A 19,536-nucleotide genomic window follows, 5' to 3' on the forward strand; every position below is an offset into this window, starting at 1 on the left:
TTAACCCTTACAGGGTTGGGTAGATAGCAAAAACCAAGGGATTTTCGTCTGAGTCTTGGAACCGAATTTCCAGGGGATAGGTTTGATTCGGCGGCAAATCAAAGGCTTCAACACTCACATAGCCGGGGTAGGTACGCTCAGATACGGCTGATCCTTCAGGTGTACGCAAGGTCAAACTGCCACTTTCAGGCAGATGGCTGATCACCCGCAGTGTGGGAACACCTTCTTGCATCTGATACTCAGCTTGAACAGTGACAACGCCGACAGAGGTTTGCCACTGGCGTTCAACCGGAGTCTGGTTGGGTGAAATGGGTACTGTCAACGTGCTAATAATCTCTTTAGCCGCTAACAATGCCAGAATCATCTGTTGCTCTGGGGTTGCTTGTTCATAGGGTGGGGATGGGAGTTGCTTGAGCAACAGTTGTAGTTGTTCAGAATCACGACCTGATCCCGAAGACAACAGTACCATCTGAGCTTGATTATTGAGCAACTGGAATTGGGCGGGGAATAAATTTTCCACTGCCTTGACCATTTTTCGCCCCAATTGATAGGGGGAATAGACTGACTCCGAACAAGCGTTAAATAGGGTGACTAACACGTTTTCGGGGATGGGGACAGGTAGCGGTAGGTTCAAGAGTTGGGGAGTCCATAACTGAACCGATGGAACCCAATTTGGGGCTACACTGTCTGAGATCTCAGGTTCATATTCAAAACGATCCGTCTCCCAGGGGAACAAGGGGGGATGACGCTCAATTTCAACTTGCAGTTTGCGCTTAATTAGCGCCTCAAAACGATTTTGCACGATCGGCATATCTCCCAAGTTGTAGGGGCGGGTTGTACCGCCCGGTTCGATGTCCTCACGAGTAGGAATGTTTTCGGAACCCACTCGTGTGTGGTCATTAGCGATTTCGCCAGTTATAGTGGGTGCAATGTTCACGTCTTCAAAGTCCAGTGGATCTAACTCATCAAATTGAAAATCCGCTGCTTCTAGCTCATCGGTAGGGTCAAACCCATGGGTTTGACCATTGACGGATGTTGTAGCAGCAGGAACGGACTCTTGTAGCAGCCAAGCCATTAAGCGGCTGTATAGGGTGTCCGAGTTATTGTTTATGTCACTATTCATCTTCCGATGCACCTGATCCGGATACTGAACGATTGCGAATATCCCAAGCAATTTCGAGCAATTTAAACCATCGCTTGTCAACCTGAGTCACCGTACAACCTAGGGCTTGGGCTATTTCTTGGGTTGAATGACCCTGCTGCTTGTGGTTAAGCAATTCCCTCTGTTGGGGATCAATTTTGTTCTGAAATAGCTGCCACTGGTGGGGGGTCAACCCCAGATTTTTCTCTAAATCGGCTTCCAGCCATTGGTGGACGAGTTCCCAACGGTGAGAAAGGGCAAACCGAATTAAATGATACTTAAATCGTTGTTGTAAGTAATCCCTCTGACGGGGGGTTAATCCTAATATCTCCTCAATTTCGCTCGTCGGCAAGTCTTGTAGACGCAGGGTGAAGTAGTCAGCACAGTCTTGTTGTTGTCGTTCTTCGAGATAGGCAAACAATTCCTCAACCACCTTATCCCGCAGGTTCGCTTCTAAGGGTTCAGGTTCAGAAGCCACCATCACCTCTCGCACCTGCTGAATCGCCGCATCATTCCAGGTATTTTCTGAATCGGGAGTACCCCCTTCGGCGGCGGTATCCATGTCTACGGAGGTTTCTGGGGGTTGCTGTTGGGAAAAGGTTTGCGCCCGCAAAATTAGCAGTTGCTGGGATCGCCGTCCGGGTAAGGGAATACGCCGCTTGGCATACCGTTCGGTAAACGCCATGTACTCCGATAACTCTAGTAGCGATCGCGGGCGATAATTATCTTCAATGGACGTCTCACGCCGAAAGGCATTTAATGATTCTACATAAAATCCCTGTAAGAAATCTTCAATCAGGGTAACGCGGGCTTGATAGCTCGCTGGGGTTTGAGACGGGGTAATATAGCGGTAGACGATCGCACTCAATGTACTCTGGAGTTCGATTCGTCCCCGGTGAGAACCAAGGCGATAATAGTTTAAGACTTGTTTGAGACGATGGTTGGCTAGGGTCTTTGCCCAGCTTTCAACATCTCCAGACGTCTTAATTCGATGGCTTTCATTACAAATTCGAGTGACTTCATTCGCTAAACGCGCTGCTACATCCCGACAGTTGGGCTCCGATGCAGTCGTAGACTGCCGGAGTTCGTTAAATAGCAGTTGAAAAATAGCCTCCACGCCCTGGCAGACTTCCCTCATGATGTTCATTCTTTCACAAAGACCCTAACACATACACGCAACAACCGTTTTAATCTGGGTTTAGACTCATACATAGCAGTAAGACTTACTCGAAAAGAGGATCGCTTGATGGATTTAACCCAACAGATTCAAGCTCTGATTGACAATGCCCCTGCTGATGGGACGACGCCGAAAATGGTTGAGGCGATTGCCCCTGTTCTAACCATGCTTGCCAGTCAGTTACACCACTCGGACTATCATATTCTCCAAACTCTGGATCAAGGTTGGGTGGTAACGACCCTGAGTAATCGTGCCCAGCCTGAGGTCGAAAAAAATGTGGTCTATGCTTTTCCTACACTCAAAGATGCGGCTGATTTTCAATCCAATTGGGACCCTCAAATCGTCGCTATGCCTGTGCCAGTCACTCACATTTTGTTCCAGATGTTAGCGCTTGACACGGTAAATAGCACCGTTTTCTTTGATACACCTGGTAATTTAACAGCCGGAACTGAGGTGCGTCGAGAGGATCTGCAACGCTTGGTTCAAACCCAGCTCCAGCATACTTACTCAGCACCTCGGTCATATCCTAGCAACCTCCCCCCAGATATTGCTTGATTTAAATTAACCTACAGCCGCTAAAATTCTAGGGGCTTGATGGGTAAGCGATCGACTCGCCCGCTGCTTCGGTGCTGGAGATTTCCCTAACCTTGACGTTTTGGTCAACCAACGCGGCTGTTATTTCTTCTGAAAACCCTGGCTTTTCTATTGTAAGCGGTTATAGTCGTTATCCAGTTTCAACGCCTGTAATTTATATCACAGAGGATGACCATGTCTGAATGTCCTGTTTGTCAAACCCAATATATCCCAAGCAATGTGAATTGTTGCTCTGTCTGTGGGTGGGATTTGACCCCCTATCCACCCACCTTAGTGCAGTCTGTACCCTCAGAATTTTTGCAGCAGCAGTCAGTTCAATTGGATTGGGCGAGACAGATGTGGGCAAAGTGGTCATTTTCCCAAGGGGTTTGGCAAACGCTTTCTCCTCTCAAAGAACAGTTATCTCAAATTCAACAGCAGCTTCAGCAGGCACAACAGGAACGGGAGGATTTGCGCGAGCAACTCCAACAACTGCTGCCGCAACTGGATCAGCCCTTACCCACTCTCAACACAGAAAGTCACCAAGAGTCAACGCCATTACCTCCCTTGGAAGTTGCTGTTTTGAATTATGAATTAATTGAACACCAATTCACGCTTAATGATTTTTCTGACTCAGTGTTATCGGTTGCCATTAGTCCAGATGGCAAAACTTTAGTCAGTGGCGGTTATGACAACATAATTAAACTGTGGAATCTCCAAACTAGAGAGATGATTCGCACAATTTCAGGGCATACTAATTCAGTTGTTTCTGTTGCCATTAGCCTCGATGGTGAAACGTTAATCAGTGGCAGTGCTGATAATAGCCTGAAAATTTGGAACTTAAACACGGGCGACTCAATAATGACGGCTGATGAACATTTGGATTCAGTTTTATCGGTGGCTATTAGCCCTGACCGCAAAACTGTAGCCAGCGCTAGTTCTGACGGTACGATTAAGCTGTGGGATTTGATCACTGGATACGAGATCCGCACGCTATTTGGTCATGCTGACGCCGTATTGTCAGTGGCGATTAGTCCCGATGGACAGAATTTAGTCAGTGGCAGTTCTGATGATACGATTAAAGTCTGGAATTTGAAAACAGGTAAAGAAATTCGTACCTTGACCGGACATACAAATTCTGTTCTTTCGGTGGCAATTAATCCCGATGGAAAAACCCTCGTGAGTGGGGGATATGATGATACAATTAGAGTGTGGAATCTAAAAACGGGTGAAGAAATCCGCACGATTACAGGTCATGAAGATTCTGTCTTGTCGGTTGCTGTTAGTCCAGCGGGACAAATTTTAGTTAGTGGTAGTTCTGACAATACAATTAAGGTTTGGCATCTGAAAACGGGCAAAGAAATCCACACCTTGAGGGGTCATTCGAGTTCGGTTATTTCAGTGGCACTGAGCCGAGATGGTAAAACAATAGCTAGTTGCAGTTCTGATAAAACGATCAAGGTTTGGCGTGTTTTGAGTTGACGTTAAATTGGGGTTATTTGTCATTCGTCATTTATTAGGGAAAAGTCAGGGTGTGACAACAAATTAAAAGCCTTTTCCTTACAGGGATTGAAGCTATTTAATTGGGCTACACTCCACACCCCACACCCTGCCTTGGCTTCCTAATAATAAGTTTAGTAAAGTTTGATCACACTCCCTTGGATACTCCCGGCTAAAATTAATGTTATCGGTAGAAAAAAGTCTAAGTGCTGGGCTAACCTGTAAAATCCAAAATTCTCTCCAAACTGGATTTAGAAATTCTTATAATTCTGAAAAGACTCTAAAGTTCATCTGATCATCATCCAAGCTGACTGATATCACTGCTCAATAAGACTTGAATCACCTTTTAAGTTGCACGATATCACAGACGCTTCAGCTTATCATCACGGTAGTCTTTGACAATACTCCTCATAATAGGTAATGTTGAGTTCTGAGTTGTCCTATGCAAGTCCCCGTCAGACTTTTACCGGGCGCGATCGCCGATTTATTTGCTCAAGTTAGTATGTGTGGGAAAATTACTATGGCAGATCGGTATGGACTCATGGCAGCTTTATTGGAGGATGATCTTACTGAAGAAGAACGAAATTCTATTGATAGATTACTCCATGCTTTCTGTCGTGGACGTATGCATATCGTGGATAAAATTTCAATGATTTTGTGACACTTATTAATATCCCTTGATTTTCTGGTCAAGGTACATTTATTGGAGAATTCAAAATGACTAGCACCACTTGTGGAGACGTTCCTAAAAAATTGTCTACTGCTATAAGTGACAATTAAATGCGGATTTAGTCACTTGCATATCAGATTTTAATCACATTAGTAATTGACGTATATCACCAATAAAAAAAATATAAATCACTTGTTAAACCCAGCCAATGCCTCATAGTAAAATAGTTGCATTTATTGGAGTAATATGAAACGTAAAGTCCAACTTATACCGGGCGCAATTGCTGATTTATTTGCTCAAGTAAGTTGTTCTGGTAAAATTACACTGGCTGATAGATATGGACTCATGGCAGCCATGTTAGAAGACTCGCTCACAGAAGAAGAGAGAGAGTCTATTGATAGACTCCTGCGTGCTTTGAGCAAGGGACGCATGCAAATCGTTAATGAACTTTCAGCACAGCGGTGTTGTGCTGATTCTCCGTCGTCTTTTTCAGTAACTAACTTCAGGTTAAAGAATTAGACGCCATCCACTGACGAGTGCCAAAAAATTGACAAGAGTGGGCGGCAACTTTTGCTGAAGCAACTAGGGCTTCAGTAAAGGTATGTTTGAGGATAGAGTGACAGAATGCCCCATGAAAAACATCACCGGCTCCCAATGTATCAACCGCATCAACACAAGGGACTGATAATTGACCCGATATTCCCAGAGTAAGGTACTCAATCGGTTTTTCCCCATGGGTAATCGCAATGTGAGGAATTCCTACAGCGCTAAGATAAGCGATCGCGTCTTTGTGAGTTTGACAGTCTGGGGGATAAAAATTCGCTGAGCATAAGGCATAATCGACAAAAGGCAAGAGATTTTCTAATCCGGGTTTCCAACTTCCCCCATCCAAGACGACTGGGATCTGGCGGGATTTTGCGGATTGAGCGATCGCGCAACTCACTGCTATTTGATGACCATCAATCATTACAATATCAATATCGGTGTCAATACCGGGCGGTAGTTGCTCAATCCCCGCTTGAATCTTAGCCGCATTAATCGAAACCACAGCGCGATCGCCACTCCCTTGGGTAACAATAATTGAAGAAATGGGTGGGGGACTAGTTACTGTTGGATCTAAATCAGCCAGAGTTACCCCCTGATCTTGCAAATCGGAACGGATCAGGGGTGTAATGGGGTGAGTGCCCACTACACCTAAGATTGTCGCGCGATCGCCTAAATAACTAAATGTGACAGCCGCGTTTGTGGCTGGACCCCCAGCCGCCACGGTATAATCAAAAGCAGCAATTTTTTCATTTTGACCCGGTAGTTTAGGGCTAAGGTAAACCAGGTCTAATGTGACCATACCAACGAAAAGCCCATTATTTGCCATTGATTGTAGATTAGAGAAATAGCGCTTAACGAGATAATCATAAGGGGTTACTTGATATCCCATCAATCAGATCATGCCTGTTTCTCAGACGTTCCACGCCTTACGTCTCTACAATCTTTTTAAGGAATTCGTTCGACGGGTAAACCCGTAGGTCCTAAGCCTTCAAACATCAAAACCTCACAAGATGGCAGAGTTAGAGTAGTGTAATCGCAGGTATACGTAGCTAAGGGTTCGGCTCGGTCATTGAAAACTCTGACATTATAGTTATAGTCTCTAGCAACAGTTCCGAAATGATTAATGAAGCTGTATCGTTCTAAGTAGTTTAGCAGCGTCCAAGGTTGGCGACTAACCACCAAATCCACTCGCTGCTCCTCTTGGTAAGCGAGCCAGTTAACGAGCAGTTTCCCGCCGAATTTATCAAACTGTTCTTCTGCCCACCAAAGGCTGGGAATTGTAATGTATTGTTGGGAAATTGTATTGGCTGTAACTACGTTGGGGGGTAGGGCAGTATTAGGGTCTAAGAGTTCTGTTTCTAGGGGGACTAAGGATGGTATTGGTGCCGAGGAGCGTTGAGCCGTTGCTGTTGGTGTGATCAACAACAGGGAAGAAAGGGCGATGAGCCAAATTTTTAATTGCCCCAACTGATTGAACACTGATTTAATCATCATTTCTTTACTCTAATTGTATGAGTTCTTAAATTAGGGAAGATTTTGTTGGCATAGTTGGAAGATATACCGCAGCCGTCCGAGTAAAAGTTCCATATCTCCAGTTGAATACAGAGGCGTTTCATACCCAATACCCTCGATAGCGAGCTTGTAGAATCTCCAGCCTTCGCCATTCGTAACAATGCCCAGAATATCTATGTCATGGTTATGCTGTTGATTGTTCCACTGGCAGGCTTGCATCTCTACCAGGCATTGAGCTAACCCTTGCTCGAAATCATCTTTTTTGGCTTCAATGATACACAACATCGGCATATCTAGAAATCGCTTACGTTCAGCAATCAGGTAATCTACATATCCCGCTAGCTGATCGCTTTCAAGCTGCGCTCCTTTCCAGATTTTGGTACCATTAGCCCCAAAGCCGACGCCGAGGAGATCCATTGAGACGTTGATGAGTATCGGCAAGTAAACCAGGAATATCCAGTTGTTCCGGACAACGGGGTAAGCAGTCACCACAGCTTGTACAACGATTACCCTTAACCCCAGCAAACCAATGTCCTGCATTTTCAAACATGCTATAGCGGTATTGCCCGTAATCTGTCATATCATAAGCCACGGCTAAGTTCCGCAGCCTTAATACTTCTGGAATATTAATCATTTCCGGACAGGGCAGACATTTGTAACATTGGCTACAGCGGTCTGTCCCTAAAGCCGTTTCAGCTTGGGTTTCTAAACGGGTAAATACTTCACTTTCTTGGGGAGTCAAGGAGTCATCTCGCTCCGCAACGGCTAATGGGGCGTCCAATTCCTTTGGGTTAGCAGGTCCCACGCTCAGGGTGGTAATTCGGCGATCGCTCAATAAAAAACGATAGTTTAACTCTAATGGTGAGAAGGGATAGCAGAGTTCGATAAGTTTCGCCGGGGGGGTGTAGAGTCGTCCGCCCTTATCCGCCGGAGATATGATAAACACACCCATATCCTTTTGGTGCGCCAATTCTACGGCTGGATTATGGCGCTGAAAGATATAGTAGTAATGCAGGTTGATAAATTCAAATAAATTGGTCTGGATTGCTGCTACTATGACCTCTAGGGGAGCATGAGTGGAAAAGCCGAGGTGTCTAATCTGACCCTGTGCTAATGCGTCTTGTATTGCCTGCATACAGCCTCTAGGAGACTCAACCCAGGTCAGATGTTCCCAGGTGTTGATTCCATGAATGGCTAAGCAATCCAGATAGTCTAGCTGTAGACGCTCTAAGGATTCATTAATCCACTGACCCATAATTTGAGGATCAGGCGTTGGCGGTAGCTTAGTGGTGATCGTGAGTTGTTCTCGTGGTACGGGTAATTTTTTGAGGATATTCCCCAAATACTGCTCGCTTTTACCATAACTGCGGGCGGTTTCTAGGTGATTAATCCCCTTCGCGATCGCGTCTTGTACGGTAAATTGAGCATCTAACTCGCCGGCCAAGCAGCGCATGGTTCCTAGGGAAAATACGGATAGCCACAGATTGGTTTTCCCAAACCGTCTATAACGCATTTGTGACTTACCATCCCATTACATTCCATAAGCAATGACCACCTAAGCTTCACCGCCGGTTTTAAATCCTTTATGCTGAGAAAAGTCTTCCGGTCGGATGTTGGAGACAAACTCTCTAAAAGCTCGTCGTTCTTCTTCATCCGCATCTCGATCAACGGGTATTGACGCATCCGCGATCACTTCTTCCATCACCCAGATTGGGCTATCCGTGCGAAGCGCGATCGAGATCGCATCACTGGGTCTAGCATCAATTTCCTTTTTCACTTCACCCTGACGCACACAGAGGATAGCATAGAAGGTATTATCTTGGAGTGAGTGGATAATGATCCGCTCTAACTTCATGTCCCATGTTTCCATGAGACTCACAAACAAATCGTGTGTCAGAGGGCGGGGAGCCTTTTGGCGTTCTAAAGCGCTGATAATTGCTTTTGCCTGATCTTGTCCAATGTAAATCGGGAGAGCGCGTCGCTCTTGTGAGTCTTTCAGCAGCACGATTGGACTACGGGTGACAGCATCTAATGCAATTCCAGCAACTTTCATTTCAATCATTAGCTTAGCCTCTAGAATACAGTCGGCGTCGAGGGCATCAACGCGAAGCAGTAAAGCCCCATGGGATGGATTTAAAGTAGAACAATTGTACTAGCTTATCTGACTTCACCGATTAACCCCAGAATCAGTCCTCTAGTATCAAATTGGGCGGAGATCAACGAGATTGTATTCTCCCAGTATGCCCCAGTCTCAGGACGTTTGTTTCGGGACGTTATCAAAAAAAACACATAACCGTTCATCCTTGTCCCCAATAGCTCTCTAGCGGTTAATCTCCCTCGCTTTGATCAACTGTCACCTCCTTGCTTTGCCTCCTAACATTGGTATAGACTTGTTTTGATAAGCGATAAACTAAGTGCTTCAAGTGATTGAATTGCAACTTTGGCTTGACTTATGTTGCCGTATTAGGGTAGGACTAATCATTAAACACTGGTTAGTTAAAAAGAGTTTCTCAGTGAGACTTCCCCTTCACTACCCCCAAAATCATTTTATCACGGAGCCTCTATAATCGGTGATCCGCGACCAGCTACTTTGATCAAATCGTGTTCACAGGATTAATTCAAGCACTAGGCACCCTGCAACCGCTAGGCGGCGATCGCTTTCAATTGACTTGTCTTCCTGACAAGGCAGCCGTGATTTTAGACGATTTAGCCATTGGTGATAGTGTAGCTGTTGATGGCATTTGTTTGACGGTGGAAGAAATTTTGTCCCAAGGGTTTGTGGCAACAGCTTCCGATGAGACATTGAGCCGCACTACTCTGGGGCAAAGGCATCAAGCTGCTACCTATGTCAATTTGGAAACATCAATACGAGTCGGTAGTAAACTAGGGGGACATTTTGTCACAGGTCACATTGATGGGATTGGTTCTCTGCAGGACTCTGTAAAAACAACAAATTCCTGGATTCTATGTTTTACTTCACCGGCATCCTTACAAAATTTATGGCAGCGTCACGTTGCTCGTTTTCTCGTTCCGAAGGGGAGTATTGCTGTCAATGGCGTCAGTTTGACCATTGCTGAGTGTGATCCCCACGGAAGTTGGTTTAAGGTGGCAGTTATTCCCCACAGTTATGCTCAAACCAATTTGAGTTATTTGCAGTTAGGACAGTGGGTGAACTTAGAAAGCGATATTTTAGGTAAGTATGTTGAGAAATTACTATTACTAGGGGATCAAGTCAAGAGTGTGAATTCTTTATCTACAGATGATATTTCACCTGAATTTCTCGCCGAACACGGGTATTTGTGAATTATGAAGTAGCCAAAGCGTGGGGAACTCAGGCTGACGCCCACAGGCAACTCAAATAGCGTAATCATTCCGCATCGCATCATGTAGTACAGAATATAGGTTTCTCCCTTGCTATTTTTTAGGGTTTTTTCACCCCTTCAAACAATAGCGTTTATCTTGGAAATATAGTTGTCGCCATAAAGGTAAGGATATAAGCAATTATTACGCCTTGCTCTGAGATAAAATGGCGTTGGGTTCAAAAGTTGGTCATCAGTGGTAGGAAGCTGATGGCACTAAAGTGCCTACTACGAACTTACAAGAGAAACTAGAATCCCTTTTATAACCAAAGGAACCGCCCAAGCCAATGTCAAAGTCACCATTGAATGGGATTTAACTCAAAAAAATCCACCCAGTTTGTAGTCAGGGAACCTGAGCATATCAAAATGTCAGTACACAGTCAAATCATTTCGTCGTTTGCAATAAGGACTTTAGCCTATCAAACGACAAGAACCAAGCCACATCCTTTCGTCATAAACATTTTAACCCCAACACCGGACAAAAATATCGTCTATGTTGAAACAACATAACTCCCCCATACCTGACTTTTCACAGGGAATCACAAAACCTGAGAATCGGGGCGGGTTTAATTGCATCTAGGTAAAACCAAAAAGATAGTAGTAAAACCCGCCCCTACATATTGACGCACTATACATGACTAGCCAGGGCATTCGGCTACAACTATATGACATAAAACTTCAACCCCTATCCTAGTTTAACCCAACAAGATGCGATGAGTTACTATGGTCTTGACCAACTCCGGGAATCCATGGTGAAAATACTGAATCCCGCTAAAGGAGAAACCGCAGGTTCAGGTTTCATCATTCGGTCTGATGGTTACTTAGTCACTTGCCACCATGTTATTTATCCACTCGATCGCCTTATAGTAGAGTATCAGGGACAGGAATACGAGGCGCAATGGTGCGAAGCCTTATCCAATCCAGATGTCGATATTGCCATTCTCAAGATAACGATTGAAAACGCCCACGCCGTACCGATTATTAATCCGCAACACTTATCAACCTCAGTCACGGTTTATGGATTTCCGCCCTCGCAAAAGAAATATTTTCCCGAAGGGATTAACTTTTCCGCCCCAACCATTCGCCCCAGTGCGCCTGTTAAAATTATACCCACCTATCGCATCCAAACCGTAACCGCGACAAATCTTTGGAATCGATTACCTCAAGAACAGTCTACCTTTGTGTCTCATCGAATTGATACGAAAGTCGATTCAGGAACCAGCGGCGCTGATATTGTACCGAACGGAGAACCAGATTGTCCTCATATAACCCCCCTTTTGAAGGGGGGTAGGGGGGATCAAAAAGCCTTGGGAGAGAGTTCAACTGTCAACTTAAACAATGTAGAAAATAGGAAAATCGATGATGTAATATTTCCCCTATTTCTGCGCCTATCTGATTTGGAAGAGAAACCGGAAGAAGTCATTGAGGCAATCCCTCAACTGATCCAGCGAGATTATCCGAAAAACTATCCGGCTATCGACACACTGTTACAAGAAAAATGTGAAGCGTCTGGAGCGATTGCACAGATAAAAGGCAAGGGAAAAGCGTTCAACTTGGTGATTGGTTCAGGATACGATTTTGAACTGGAGGAGGGCGGGTTTTGTTCTACAGTTATCGGTAAATCCTAAAAGTTAGTCCCTAAACCCGCCCCTACGGATTGTATCGTGCGATCGCGCGATACAATAGACAATCTCTACCGGCTTGATCCATGCTCAAAAGCCTAACCATTGGAGACGATATTACAACTTTCTGTCAAGTATAGAGCGCCAGTTGGTAGAGACGTTCCGCCGGAACGTCTCTACCAAAGGGGAAATTCTGCTGGACAAAACAATTAAAATGATGGTGCTATCACCATTGCTGGAGTTAGTTTAATTTAGTCACCATTGACAAGATGAACAGACTGTGTATTCACAGGATAACTAATCATGATGACGCGATCGCATAATACTCCATCCTGCGATTACTCCCTTCCCGGTAGAAGATTTCCTATTGCTCTCTTCTGCTGTTTCCCCTAAAAGGGCGGGTTTAGTCAAGCTTCCGACATCAACAGAACCTTATCTGTTAAACCCGCCCCTACGCCCCCTGCTCCCTCTGCTATCGAAGGTTTAGGTATTTTTAGAGCGGTAAACGAGTAAGCTCATCTTCATACACCAACAAAATCCCCCGCCTGTTAACGGGGGATTCGCTATAAATGGGTGTTACCCAGTCAACGATTAAGCCTTTACAGTTTGCTTAGTAACAGCACTTAACTCGCCCTTGGCATACTTAGCCGCAAACTCATCCAAAGTCATTTGCTTAATCTTGCTCGCATTACCCGCCGTACCGAATTGCTGATAACGATCTGAGCAAACCTGCTTCATGTACTTAATAGAAGGCTTCATGAAATGGCGCGGATCGAAGTTCTTAGGATCTTTGGCAGCCGCTTCGCGAATTGCTGCGGTGATTGCCAAACGATTGTCGGTATCAATGTTAACCTTACGGACACCACTCTTAATGCCTTTTTGAATCTCTTCTACAGGCACACCGTAAGTTTCAGGAATTGCACCACCATATTGGTTGATCATGTCCAGCCACTCTTGGGGTACAGAGGAGGAACCATGCATCACCAAATGGGTATTGGGTAGACGGCTATGAATTTCCTCAATCCGGCTGATGGCAAGAATTTCACCCGTGGGCTTACGGGTAAACTTATAAGCACCGTGACTTGTGCCAATTGCGACGGCTAGAGCATCAACTTGAGTGCGCTCAACAAACTCAACGGCTTGATCCGGGTCAGTCAACAACTGTTCGCGAGATAGCTTACCTTCCGCACCGTGACCATCTTCCTTTTCACCCATACCCGTTTCCAAAGAACCGAGACAACCTAGTTCCCCTTCAACGCTGACACCGACAGAGTGAGCAACTTTTACCACTTCAGCCGTTACATTGACGTTGTACTCAAAGCTAGCTGGAGTTTTGGCATCTTCTTCCAGGGAACCGTCCATCATCACACTGGTAAAACCATTGCGGATAGCTGAGTAGCAAGTCGCTGGACCATTACCATGGTCTTGGTGCATGGCAATAGGAATATGGGGGTAGGTTTCCACTGCAGCCATGACTAAGTGGCGCAGGAAGAGTTCACCTGCATACTTGCGAGCGCCGCGAGAGGCTTGTAAAATCACGGGACTATCAGCTTCATCAGCAGCTTCCATAATCGCCAGGATCTGCTCCATGTTGTTTACGTTATATGCTGGAATGCCATAGCCATTCTCTGCCGCATGATCCAAAAGCAACCGCATGGGTACGAGCGCCATAAAAAAGTCCTCCTAACTTTAGGTGTTTTGTCAGCTAGTCGTATCTAGAAACTTAATTCTTAGAATAATCTTAAGATATTTTTCAGTTTATAGGAAATTATCTGGTCAAGATTCTAACATTAGGCTTCTTGATGAACTCCATAGTTTCCGTTTATGAAAAAAATGGATACTGAAATATGGGTCGCCTGGGATTCGAACCCAAGACCAATCGGTTAAAAGCCGAGTGCTCTACCGCTGAGCTAGCGACCCACACTTGTAAGCGTTTTCACGCGCCGTTTTCTACAATAGCAGAAATCACCAAAAATGTAGAGGGTTTTTCAAAAAAAAGTGGCGCTGATTTGTACCGAAGTCTCCAAACTCTCTCCAGGAGCCAACTTGGTGATATTTTCTCCTGTGTTTAATCCATTGCGGGGAGCGCTCCAGGGTTCCAAACAGTAGTAGTCTTTCCCCTTAACCGTCCAGAAGACGAGAGTTGAATAGAGTTCACCGTAGGTCAGGGTGAGTTTTAACCGCCGTTGCTGATCGATCACCGTTGCCGATTGACCCGTGACTTGCCGAAAGGCTACGTCAATTTCATCCTCACTCCAATCAAAGCTGCCCGTGAAGGGGTAAACTTGCCCGGTTTGCTGATCCTGATACTCCGCCGCCGGAATCTCAAACTGCAGTTGGGTTTTATCTGAAGTTAAGAAGTACGGATGCAATCCTGTGGAAAAGGGCATCACCTCTGGAGACTGATTGGTATAGCGCTGGTGAAGCGTCAAGGTATTGCCCTGCAGTTGGTACGTGAAGGTGAGTTGCCAGTCGAAGGGATAAACAGCGCGAGTTTGGTCGTTACTATTGATGACCAGGGTCAGGCTAGCCAAGTCATTCGTCACTCGTTCTGTAACCTGCCAGGGTAAATCGCGGGCAAAACCATGCTGTTTGAGCTGATATTGTTTGTCTTGGTGGGTGTAGGTATTGTTTGGTAAATTGCCGCAGATGGGAAAGAGAATCGGAATCCCCCCCCGCACGCTCAACGTCGGCTCTCGAAACCGTTCGGCATCAAAGTAGAGGATGTCTTGACCTTGAAGACTCCAGTGAGAAATCAGACCACCGCGTTCGGGAACGACTTCCAACCGAGACTGGGAGTCTTGGGCAGTGAGGATATAGGTTGAGTATTGCTCCTGTTTCAGGGCGATCGCAAACATCTGTCTGTTGATTTCCTTAATAGTTGAGCGGCTGGAGTTAGCGGCACGACTAACTTTAACAAACTCTTGTCAAAAAAACCTTCCTATTTTTACAAATTCTTAATAAAAAGCCTTTAGTATAGTACATAAGCAATTGTTGTAATTTTAGGGTTCAGGAGTGCCTACAGGCGATTAGCTCGTTTTAGAGTGACACATATCACTCTAGATTGAGCTAAGAATCACACCAAGCAGCTGACACTTATCAATGTCTTCTACAGGGAGATATTGGATAGTGTTAGGGATACCCCTATGATTACAAATGCTTGGTTACCATGATTCTTCGCACTCTTGTCCAATCCGCTCTGAAAACCGGCTGCCTCAGCGTTGCTTCCGAGGGGCTAATCCGGCAAATTCTGGAAATAAAAGGTTATCAAACAGCAGATCTTGAGGCTTTGACTGTGCTTTATGAGGCTGTGAAGTCTGGTAGAATTGAGCGGGAGGCTCATGATAACCGTTTTCTGTCATTTCCTGACCTACACAGGCAAAGCGCGATAAGAGGTGTTTAAACCCCCCCAACTTCAACAGGGATTCAATACACAGTGATCAGTAACCAAGGGTTTGACCTCACGTTTCAGGGCAAGTTTTGAAATTGGCTAGGCTGGATGCCCCCATTCAGGGAGTCGTCGGTTCACACAAATCTAGATTTAACTGAATTCGGCGATTCATCCCGCGCTGTACTTTTATGCCAGCGTCGGGATGAATCGCCAGTTTAACCTAATTGGCTCTAGTTCCCTACCCGTCTACATGGTAGGAATGGATAGCCAATTATCAAGTATACGCTATACTGATAGTGTTGTTAGTGATAACAATCGAGGTTAGGAACAACGCTCGTCTTTGCGTCGATGACTCAAGATCGAGTGAGGTTGTAATACTACAGCAACTTGGTCAGATGAAGCGTCAGAAACTCAAACTTCTACAAGGTTGAGTCGTTCTCACTCCAACATAAAAGGGGTTTTTCCATGTTCCTGACTGTAAAATGCCAAAAGCGTCGCCAAAAAGTGACGCTAAGGGAAGCTTGCACTGTATTCCTCGGGTCAGTGTAAGATGATGTCACTGTCTAATATAAAATACCTATCAGCCAGGATGTACGACCTGGATCAAAGTGCGCTAATCTCAATGGCGAAATACACGGTTTCCCCTCCTTGGGTTTACTCTCCTTGGTGTTGCCTTTTACCAATGTCAATCCCTCGCATATCTGTTATTTGCTCACAGGTAAAATTGCTCTCCACCTTTACCTTGAGCCGAATTATAGCCAATGTTGTCCCAATTCCGTTGAATATCTTAAGGTTTTTTTGTCTAGTGAAAAACACCCTGCATTCATGCTCCAAATTCCAGTTAAATGCCAGTTAAGCTTTTAAGCATTGACTGGGAAATATGACAATAGTAGGGATGGGAGCAGTTGATGAGGGAAAATTGAGTCAAGCTATCCGAAGCCAAGCTTGGATAAAAACTGTCCCTGAATTATTCTAAAAACCGGAGCGACTTGCTCTCAGATGTGTTGGAAGAGTTATCTGCTAAGGAGAAGCCAAATATGCTACACCGCAAGATTTATCAACTTTGTTGCGATGGTCGTGAGGTCTGTATTTTCTTGCGGGATCAGCAACGTTGGATTGAACGCGCTCATATTGTCGATATTGAAGGGGATTTAGTGACAATCCGCTACGAAACTGATGAAGAAGACGAAATTTGCTCCTGGGAGGAAATGGTTCGCTTAGAAAGCATCGGTGCAGTTACGCAAAAACTTGCTTCTGTGACGCGCGGAAATTTTGAACCACTAGTGTCTGACGATTGTCCAGAAGCAGAACAAATTCATCCACGTTTTCCTGAGTCCAATCAAGACTAAAAAATTAGGTGTCATTTGTCATTTATAAGGGCGGGTTTAGTCACATCCGGGTGGCAAAAAACAAACGTTAATAGTAAAACCCGCCCCTACAAATCAGGTTCCATCGAAGGTGGTGAAGGGTTTTGCAAACCCTAACAGATTACCTCTTTGACTGCAACTGGGTATGACTAAGTTTCTGCTGGAGGTGTAATCGGTTCAAAAACTGGACAATATCCCTCCGGTGTCACTTTAAATGAGTAGAGGGGAGAGGCAGCATTCCAACAGCGCTGACCCCGTTGATGACGGCAGTTAGCACAACACTCAATATTAGCAGGCATCTTCACCGAACTGCTTTGATTGAGCAGTTCCCGTTGGGACAAGCCGCGTAATACCAGTTCTTCTCCTTGCCAACGAGCTTCCACTAAACCTGTATCCGCAAAATCTTGCCAGCGGGGATCAGCCGCAATTGCTTCTGGTAACGTAATAGTCACCACTGTACCCAACTCCGTTAGCTCCCCTTCGTAATTGGTTTCTGGTGGTGGTGCAGGTTGTATAAATGTCTCTCCAATTGGCAGTTCAATCAGAGTTCCTGATGATGGTGTATGAAGGTGGTAGCGGTTTTGTAACTCTTCTAATCCTGTTAAGTCAGCCAGGTAGGTGGGAGAGCCATGAACAAAAATAATATGCTGAGGACGAAGATTATGGATTAACTGAGTGGTTCCTAAACAATCGCTATGCTCGGTTAACAGATAAGTTTGTACATCTGTAGCACTCAAGTCGTTGGTTGGAGGCGGATATTTCAGGCGTTCAGGTCGCAGCACTGTCCAAGAGGTGGGGTTAGGATGACAGTAAACCCTCAAGTCAGCCGTTTCATCAGTTAGAACGATGCTGGTGACCCGCGCGATCGCACCTCGTTGCTGCTCATCTAAGCGACGCACACGCGGTTTCACCCGTTCATCCCAAAATAAGGGTTGATGGCGAGCAAAGTTTTGTACCGATGGGGGGAGGTGAGGTAGGAGCTCTAAGTAAGCATCGCATCCCTTGGCAACCGTACCATCTACCCAAATATCCAGATTGCGTCCAGTAAACTGGTGATGACTCCGCAGCAGCATCAAGATTTCTTGACCCAAACCTAAGGTGGGTACTGGCAGCAAAATAGAACGATTTGCTGCCAATGCTTGATCAATCCGTTCGACGAGTTGATTCTCTTGTTGGCGTCGATGGGGGTGTCGGGCAGTACCATAACTCCCTTCAATAATCAAGACATCTAGGTTTGTACCTCGTAATGATTCAATTGACAATCCTTCGACCAACCGTGAATTTGAAATAAAAAAGTCTCCCGTATACAGAAGTCGGTAGGTGCGATTTGGACTTGTATAGGTTAATAAAAATGCCGTTGCTCCCGGTAAATGTCCAGCAGGAAATAACTGCACACTTAATCCTTCTCGAAATTCAATCGGCGATCGCCAAGGAAGTGCTTGACAGAATCCGGGAATCTCCTTTGGAGGTAAATAAGTCCAGTTCAGGGGTAACAGTTGAGTTGTGACTTCACTGGCGTAAATTGGCAATTGTGGAAAGGCTTGGTGCAGTGCTAGCAACCCCTTGGCATGATCGCTATGGGCGTGGCTACATAAAACCACATCCGCAGGCAAGTTAGCTTGGGCTTTCAGAGGCGAAATGTCTTCTAACCCACAATCGAGTAGGATGCGGTGGGGTCCCATTTGCACCAGCAAACAAACTCCTTCTGCACCATGACCAACACCATAGGCAAAACAGGCTAATTGATCATCCTCAGCTGAGGATGTCACTGGGCGTTGATTGCTCATGAACTTTGAGAAGACGGTTCTATGCTGTGACAGTTGCTTGACAACCAACTCACTTGAAGAACCATAACTACATCAACAATGCTTCTAAACCTTATTCGTCTTTTAGCTTATTTGGCGATGGGTTCCCCACACTGTACTCGTAAGAGTCAGTATATAAACTTGCCACCCTTATCTTTTCGGTTAAATCTTAGAATAACCTGATTCTCTCGGGCGAGTGTATTGACGGTATATAATCAGTATGCTACTTCATCAATAAGATGTAGCAAATATCTGGGCTAACTTATCCTAGCTTAGTGGGCTGAACCGTTGCCGTGATAGTTGTCTGAATCGTAGAAACCGTTCTTGGTGCCAAAAATGAGAGCGGATACGGTAAAAATAATGGTTAAGACCACTAAAATCAGTTTGATATCCATCTATAGTTTACTTACTTGTATCTGAAAAACAGGATCTGAAACACTACTGAATACTTTTGACCGATCAGTATTTTGGTCTATTCAGTATAGATACACATCTTACCACGAAAGTTATGTTCAAGTTGAATCAGCGTTTCACCCATCAACAGGGTCAGCGGGGGAAGTCTGATGAACGCACTTGCCTACCTGAGTGCAACCCTCTTATCCACACTAACCCAACCTATCCACATCTAGGAAAAGTCAGTAATTACGTCATAAGCGATGGTGCAGGCTCCCTCGTGATTTATCCGAGGGATGAAACCGAGCAAGTCGTAAAGACAGCGGGATTTATCCCGCTATAACATTCTTAAGTGATATAATATAACCATAAGTAGAGATACAGTTAGGTCTTGACCTAGCCAAGGTCAGTAGGGCGTTTTTGACTGCGCCATCCAGGGTTTTTCTCTGGAACTCTAAGAAGACGAGCAAAACGAAGGGA

General features: G+C 45.2%; 17 protein-coding genes, 1 tRNA gene and 2 pseudogenes. 8 read left to right on the forward strand and 12 right to left on the reverse strand.

The window, feature by feature from the left end; all coding sequences use genetic code 11:
* Positions 1 to 7 precede the first annotated feature (7 nt).
* A complete protein-coding gene (locus RLO19_RS15240; protein WP_446357671.1) occupies positions 8 to 1,123 on the reverse strand; it encodes a hypothetical protein in 1,116 nt (371 codons plus the stop codon).
* Positions 1,116 to 2,279, reverse strand: a complete 1,164-nt coding sequence (gene hetZ, locus RLO19_RS15245; RefSeq protein WP_446357673.1) for a heterocyst differentiation protein HetZ — start codon at positions 2,277 to 2,279, stop codon at positions 1,116 to 1,118. The genes RLO19_RS15240 and hetZ overlap by 8 nt, the downstream gene beginning before the upstream one ends.
* A 108-nt stretch (positions 2,280 to 2,387) precedes the next feature.
* Here hetZ and RLO19_RS15250 point away from each other — a divergent pair, with 108 nt between their 5' ends.
* The 4 genes from RLO19_RS15250 to RLO19_RS15265 all read left to right on the forward strand — a co-directional run bounded on the left by RLO19_RS15250 (position 2,388) and on the right by RLO19_RS15265 (position 5,580).
* Positions 2,388 to 2,873 (forward strand): hypothetical protein, encoded by a 486-nt coding sequence (locus RLO19_RS15250; RefSeq protein ID WP_446357674.1) that lies wholly within the window; start codon positions 2,388 to 2,390, stop codon positions 2,871 to 2,873.
* 213 nt (positions 2,874 to 3,086) lie between these two features.
* Positions 3,087 to 4,373, forward strand: coding sequence for a WD40 repeat domain-containing protein (locus RLO19_RS15255; protein ID WP_446357676.1), 1,287 nt, complete (start codon positions 3,087 to 3,089; stop codon positions 4,371 to 4,373).
* Positions 4,374 to 4,833: 460 nt separating this feature from the next.
* Positions 4,834 to 5,052 carry a hypothetical protein gene (locus RLO19_RS15260; RefSeq protein ID WP_446357678.1) on the forward strand — a complete coding sequence of 73 codons (219 nt, stop codon included), beginning with the start codon at positions 4,834 to 4,836 and terminating at the stop codon, positions 5,050 to 5,052.
* Between the two features lie 255 nt (positions 5,053 to 5,307).
* A complete protein-coding gene (locus RLO19_RS15265) occupies positions 5,308 to 5,580 on the forward strand; it encodes a hypothetical protein (protein ID WP_446357680.1) in 273 nt (90 codons plus the stop codon).
* Here RLO19_RS15265 and RLO19_RS15270 read toward each other — a convergent pair.
* The 5 genes and pseudogenes from RLO19_RS15270 to RLO19_RS15290 form a co-directional block, all read right to left on the reverse strand.
* Positions 5,564 to 6,433, reverse strand: coding sequence for a sugar kinase (locus tag RLO19_RS15270; RefSeq protein WP_446357701.1), 870 nt, complete (start codon positions 6,431 to 6,433; stop codon positions 5,564 to 5,566). The genes RLO19_RS15265 and RLO19_RS15270 overlap by 17 nt on opposite strands.
* A gap of 119 nt (positions 6,434 to 6,552) precedes the next feature.
* Positions 6,553 to 7,101 (reverse strand): hypothetical protein, encoded by a 549-nt coding sequence (locus RLO19_RS15275; RefSeq protein ID WP_446357682.1) that lies wholly within the window; start codon positions 7,099 to 7,101, stop codon positions 6,553 to 6,555.
* 30 nt (positions 7,102 to 7,131) lie between these two features.
* Positions 7,132 to 7,497, reverse strand: a pseudogene (locus tag RLO19_RS15280) (hypothetical protein); the annotation flags it as partial.
* Between the two features lie 7 nt (positions 7,498 to 7,504).
* Positions 7,505 to 8,632 carry an aldo/keto reductase gene (locus RLO19_RS15285; RefSeq protein WP_446357684.1) on the reverse strand — a complete coding sequence of 376 codons (1,128 nt, stop codon included), beginning with the start codon at positions 8,630 to 8,632 and terminating at the stop codon, positions 7,505 to 7,507.
* A gap of 42 nt (positions 8,633 to 8,674) precedes the next feature.
* Entirely contained in the window at positions 8,675 to 9,181 is a 507-nt protein-coding gene (locus tag RLO19_RS15290; RefSeq protein WP_446334892.1) for a bifunctional nuclease family protein, read from the reverse strand.
* A 539-nt stretch (positions 9,182 to 9,720) separates the two neighbouring features.
* On the opposite strand from RLO19_RS15290, the gene ribE reads away from it, so the two are divergent.
* The 3 genes and pseudogenes from ribE (at position 9,721) to RLO19_RS15305 (ending at position 12,106) form a co-directional block, all read left to right on the forward strand.
* Positions 9,721 to 10,422 (forward strand): riboflavin synthase, encoded by a 702-nt coding sequence (ribE, locus tag RLO19_RS15295; RefSeq protein WP_446357685.1) that lies wholly within the window; start codon positions 9,721 to 9,723, stop codon positions 10,420 to 10,422.
* 300 nt (positions 10,423 to 10,722) lie between these two features.
* Positions 10,723 to 10,821 (forward strand): annotated as a pseudogene (locus RLO19_RS15300) (CU044_2847 family protein); the annotation flags it as partial.
* Between the two features lie 370 nt (positions 10,822 to 11,191).
* Positions 11,192 to 12,106, forward strand: coding sequence for a trypsin-like peptidase domain-containing protein (locus RLO19_RS15305; RefSeq protein WP_446357687.1), 915 nt, complete (start codon positions 11,192 to 11,194; stop codon positions 12,104 to 12,106).
* A gap of 585 nt (positions 12,107 to 12,691) precedes the next feature.
* Here the strand turns inward: RLO19_RS15305 and fba are convergent.
* From fba to RLO19_RS15320, 3 genes are all read right to left on the reverse strand, one after another.
* Positions 12,692 to 13,771, reverse strand: coding sequence for a class II fructose-bisphosphate aldolase (gene fba / locus RLO19_RS15310; RefSeq protein ID WP_446334897.1), 1,080 nt, complete (start codon positions 13,769 to 13,771; stop codon positions 12,692 to 12,694).
* Between the two features lie 177 nt (positions 13,772 to 13,948).
* Positions 13,949 to 14,020 (reverse strand) — tRNA-Lys (locus tag RLO19_RS15315).
* 68 nt (positions 14,021 to 14,088) lie between these two features.
* Entirely contained in the window at positions 14,089 to 14,958 is an 870-nt protein-coding gene (locus RLO19_RS15320) for an aldose epimerase family protein (protein ID WP_446357688.1), read from the reverse strand.
* A 1,570-nt stretch (positions 14,959 to 16,528) separates the two neighbouring features.
* Between RLO19_RS15320 and RLO19_RS15325 the strand changes: the two genes are divergently transcribed.
* Entirely contained in the window at positions 16,529 to 16,840 is a 312-nt protein-coding gene (locus RLO19_RS15325; RefSeq protein WP_446357690.1) for a DUF6679 family protein, read from the forward strand.
* Positions 16,841 to 17,007: 167 nt separating this feature from the next.
* Here RLO19_RS15325 and RLO19_RS15330 read toward each other — a convergent pair whose 3' ends face one another.
* Together RLO19_RS15330 and RLO19_RS15335 are read right to left on the reverse strand one after the other, a co-directional pair.
* Positions 17,008 to 18,645 (reverse strand): MBL fold metallo-hydrolase, encoded by a 1,638-nt coding sequence (locus RLO19_RS15330; RefSeq protein ID WP_446357692.1) that lies wholly within the window; start codon positions 18,643 to 18,645, stop codon positions 17,008 to 17,010.
* Between the two features lie 290 nt (positions 18,646 to 18,935).
* The gene (locus tag RLO19_RS15335; RefSeq protein ID WP_446357694.1) at positions 18,936 to 19,058 is read right to left on the reverse strand and encodes a hypothetical protein; all 123 of its coding nucleotides are present in this window, start codon (positions 19,056 to 19,058) and stop codon (positions 18,936 to 18,938) included.
* Positions 19,059 to 19,536 lie beyond the last annotated feature (478 nt).

This window comes from Coleofasciculus sp. G2-EDA-02 (assembly GCF_040226375.1).
GTDB lineage: Bacteria > Cyanobacteriota > Cyanobacteriia > Cyanobacteriales > Coleofasciculaceae > Coleofasciculus.

What these genes read in the sequence shown, in the direction of transcription:
- RLO19_RS15265 (WP_446357680.1), top strand. Translation starts at nt 5,308, where the DNA reads ATGAAACGTAAAGTCCAACTTATACCGGGCGCAATTGCTGATTTATTT.
- RLO19_RS15260 (WP_446357678.1), top strand. Translation starts at nt 4,834, where the DNA reads ATGCAAGTCCCCGTCAGACTTTTACCGGGCGCGATCGCCGATTTATTT.
- RLO19_RS15255 (WP_446357676.1), top strand. Translation starts at nt 3,087, where the DNA reads ATGTCTGAATGTCCTGTTTGTCAAACCCAATATATCCCAAGCAATGTG.
- RLO19_RS15320 (WP_446357688.1), bottom strand. Translation starts at nt 14,958, where the DNA reads ATGTTTGCGATCGCCCTGAAACAGGAGCAATACTCAACCTATATCCTC.
- RLO19_RS15330 (WP_446357692.1), bottom strand. Translation starts at nt 18,645, where the DNA reads ATGAGCAATCAACGCCCAGTGACATCCTCAGCTGAGGATGATCAATTA.
- fba (WP_446334897.1), bottom strand. Translation starts at nt 13,771, where the DNA reads ATGGCGCTCGTACCCATGCGGTTGCTTTTGGATCATGCGGCAGAGAAT.
- hetZ (WP_446357673.1), bottom strand. Translation starts at nt 2,279, where the DNA reads ATGAGGGAAGTCTGCCAGGGCGTGGAGGCTATTTTTCAACTGCTATTT.
- RLO19_RS15335 (WP_446357694.1), bottom strand. Translation starts at nt 19,058, where the DNA reads ATGGATATCAAACTGATTTTAGTGGTCTTAACCATTATTTTTACCGTA.
- RLO19_RS15275 (WP_446357682.1), bottom strand. Translation starts at nt 7,101, where the DNA reads ATGATGATTAAATCAGTGTTCAATCAGTTGGGGCAATTAAAAATTTGG.
- RLO19_RS15240 (WP_446357671.1), bottom strand. Translation starts at nt 1,123, where the DNA reads ATGAATAGTGACATAAACAATAACTCGGACACCCTATACAGCCGCTTA.
- RLO19_RS15250 (WP_446357674.1), top strand. Translation starts at nt 2,388, where the DNA reads ATGGATTTAACCCAACAGATTCAAGCTCTGATTGACAATGCCCCTGCT.
- RLO19_RS15270 (WP_446357701.1), bottom strand. Translation starts at nt 6,433, where the DNA reads ATGGCAAATAATGGGCTTTTCGTTGGTATGGTCACATTAGACCTGGTT.
- RLO19_RS15305 (WP_446357687.1), top strand. Translation starts at nt 11,192, where the DNA reads ATGAGTTACTATGGTCTTGACCAACTCCGGGAATCCATGGTGAAAATA.
- RLO19_RS15285 (WP_446357684.1), bottom strand. Translation starts at nt 8,632, where the DNA reads ATGCGTTATAGACGGTTTGGGAAAACCAATCTGTGGCTATCCGTATTT.
- RLO19_RS15325 (WP_446357690.1), top strand. Translation starts at nt 16,529, where the DNA reads ATGCTACACCGCAAGATTTATCAACTTTGTTGCGATGGTCGTGAGGTC.
- RLO19_RS15290 (WP_446334892.1), bottom strand. Translation starts at nt 9,181, where the DNA reads ATGATTGAAATGAAAGTTGCTGGAATTGCATTAGATGCTGTCACCCGT.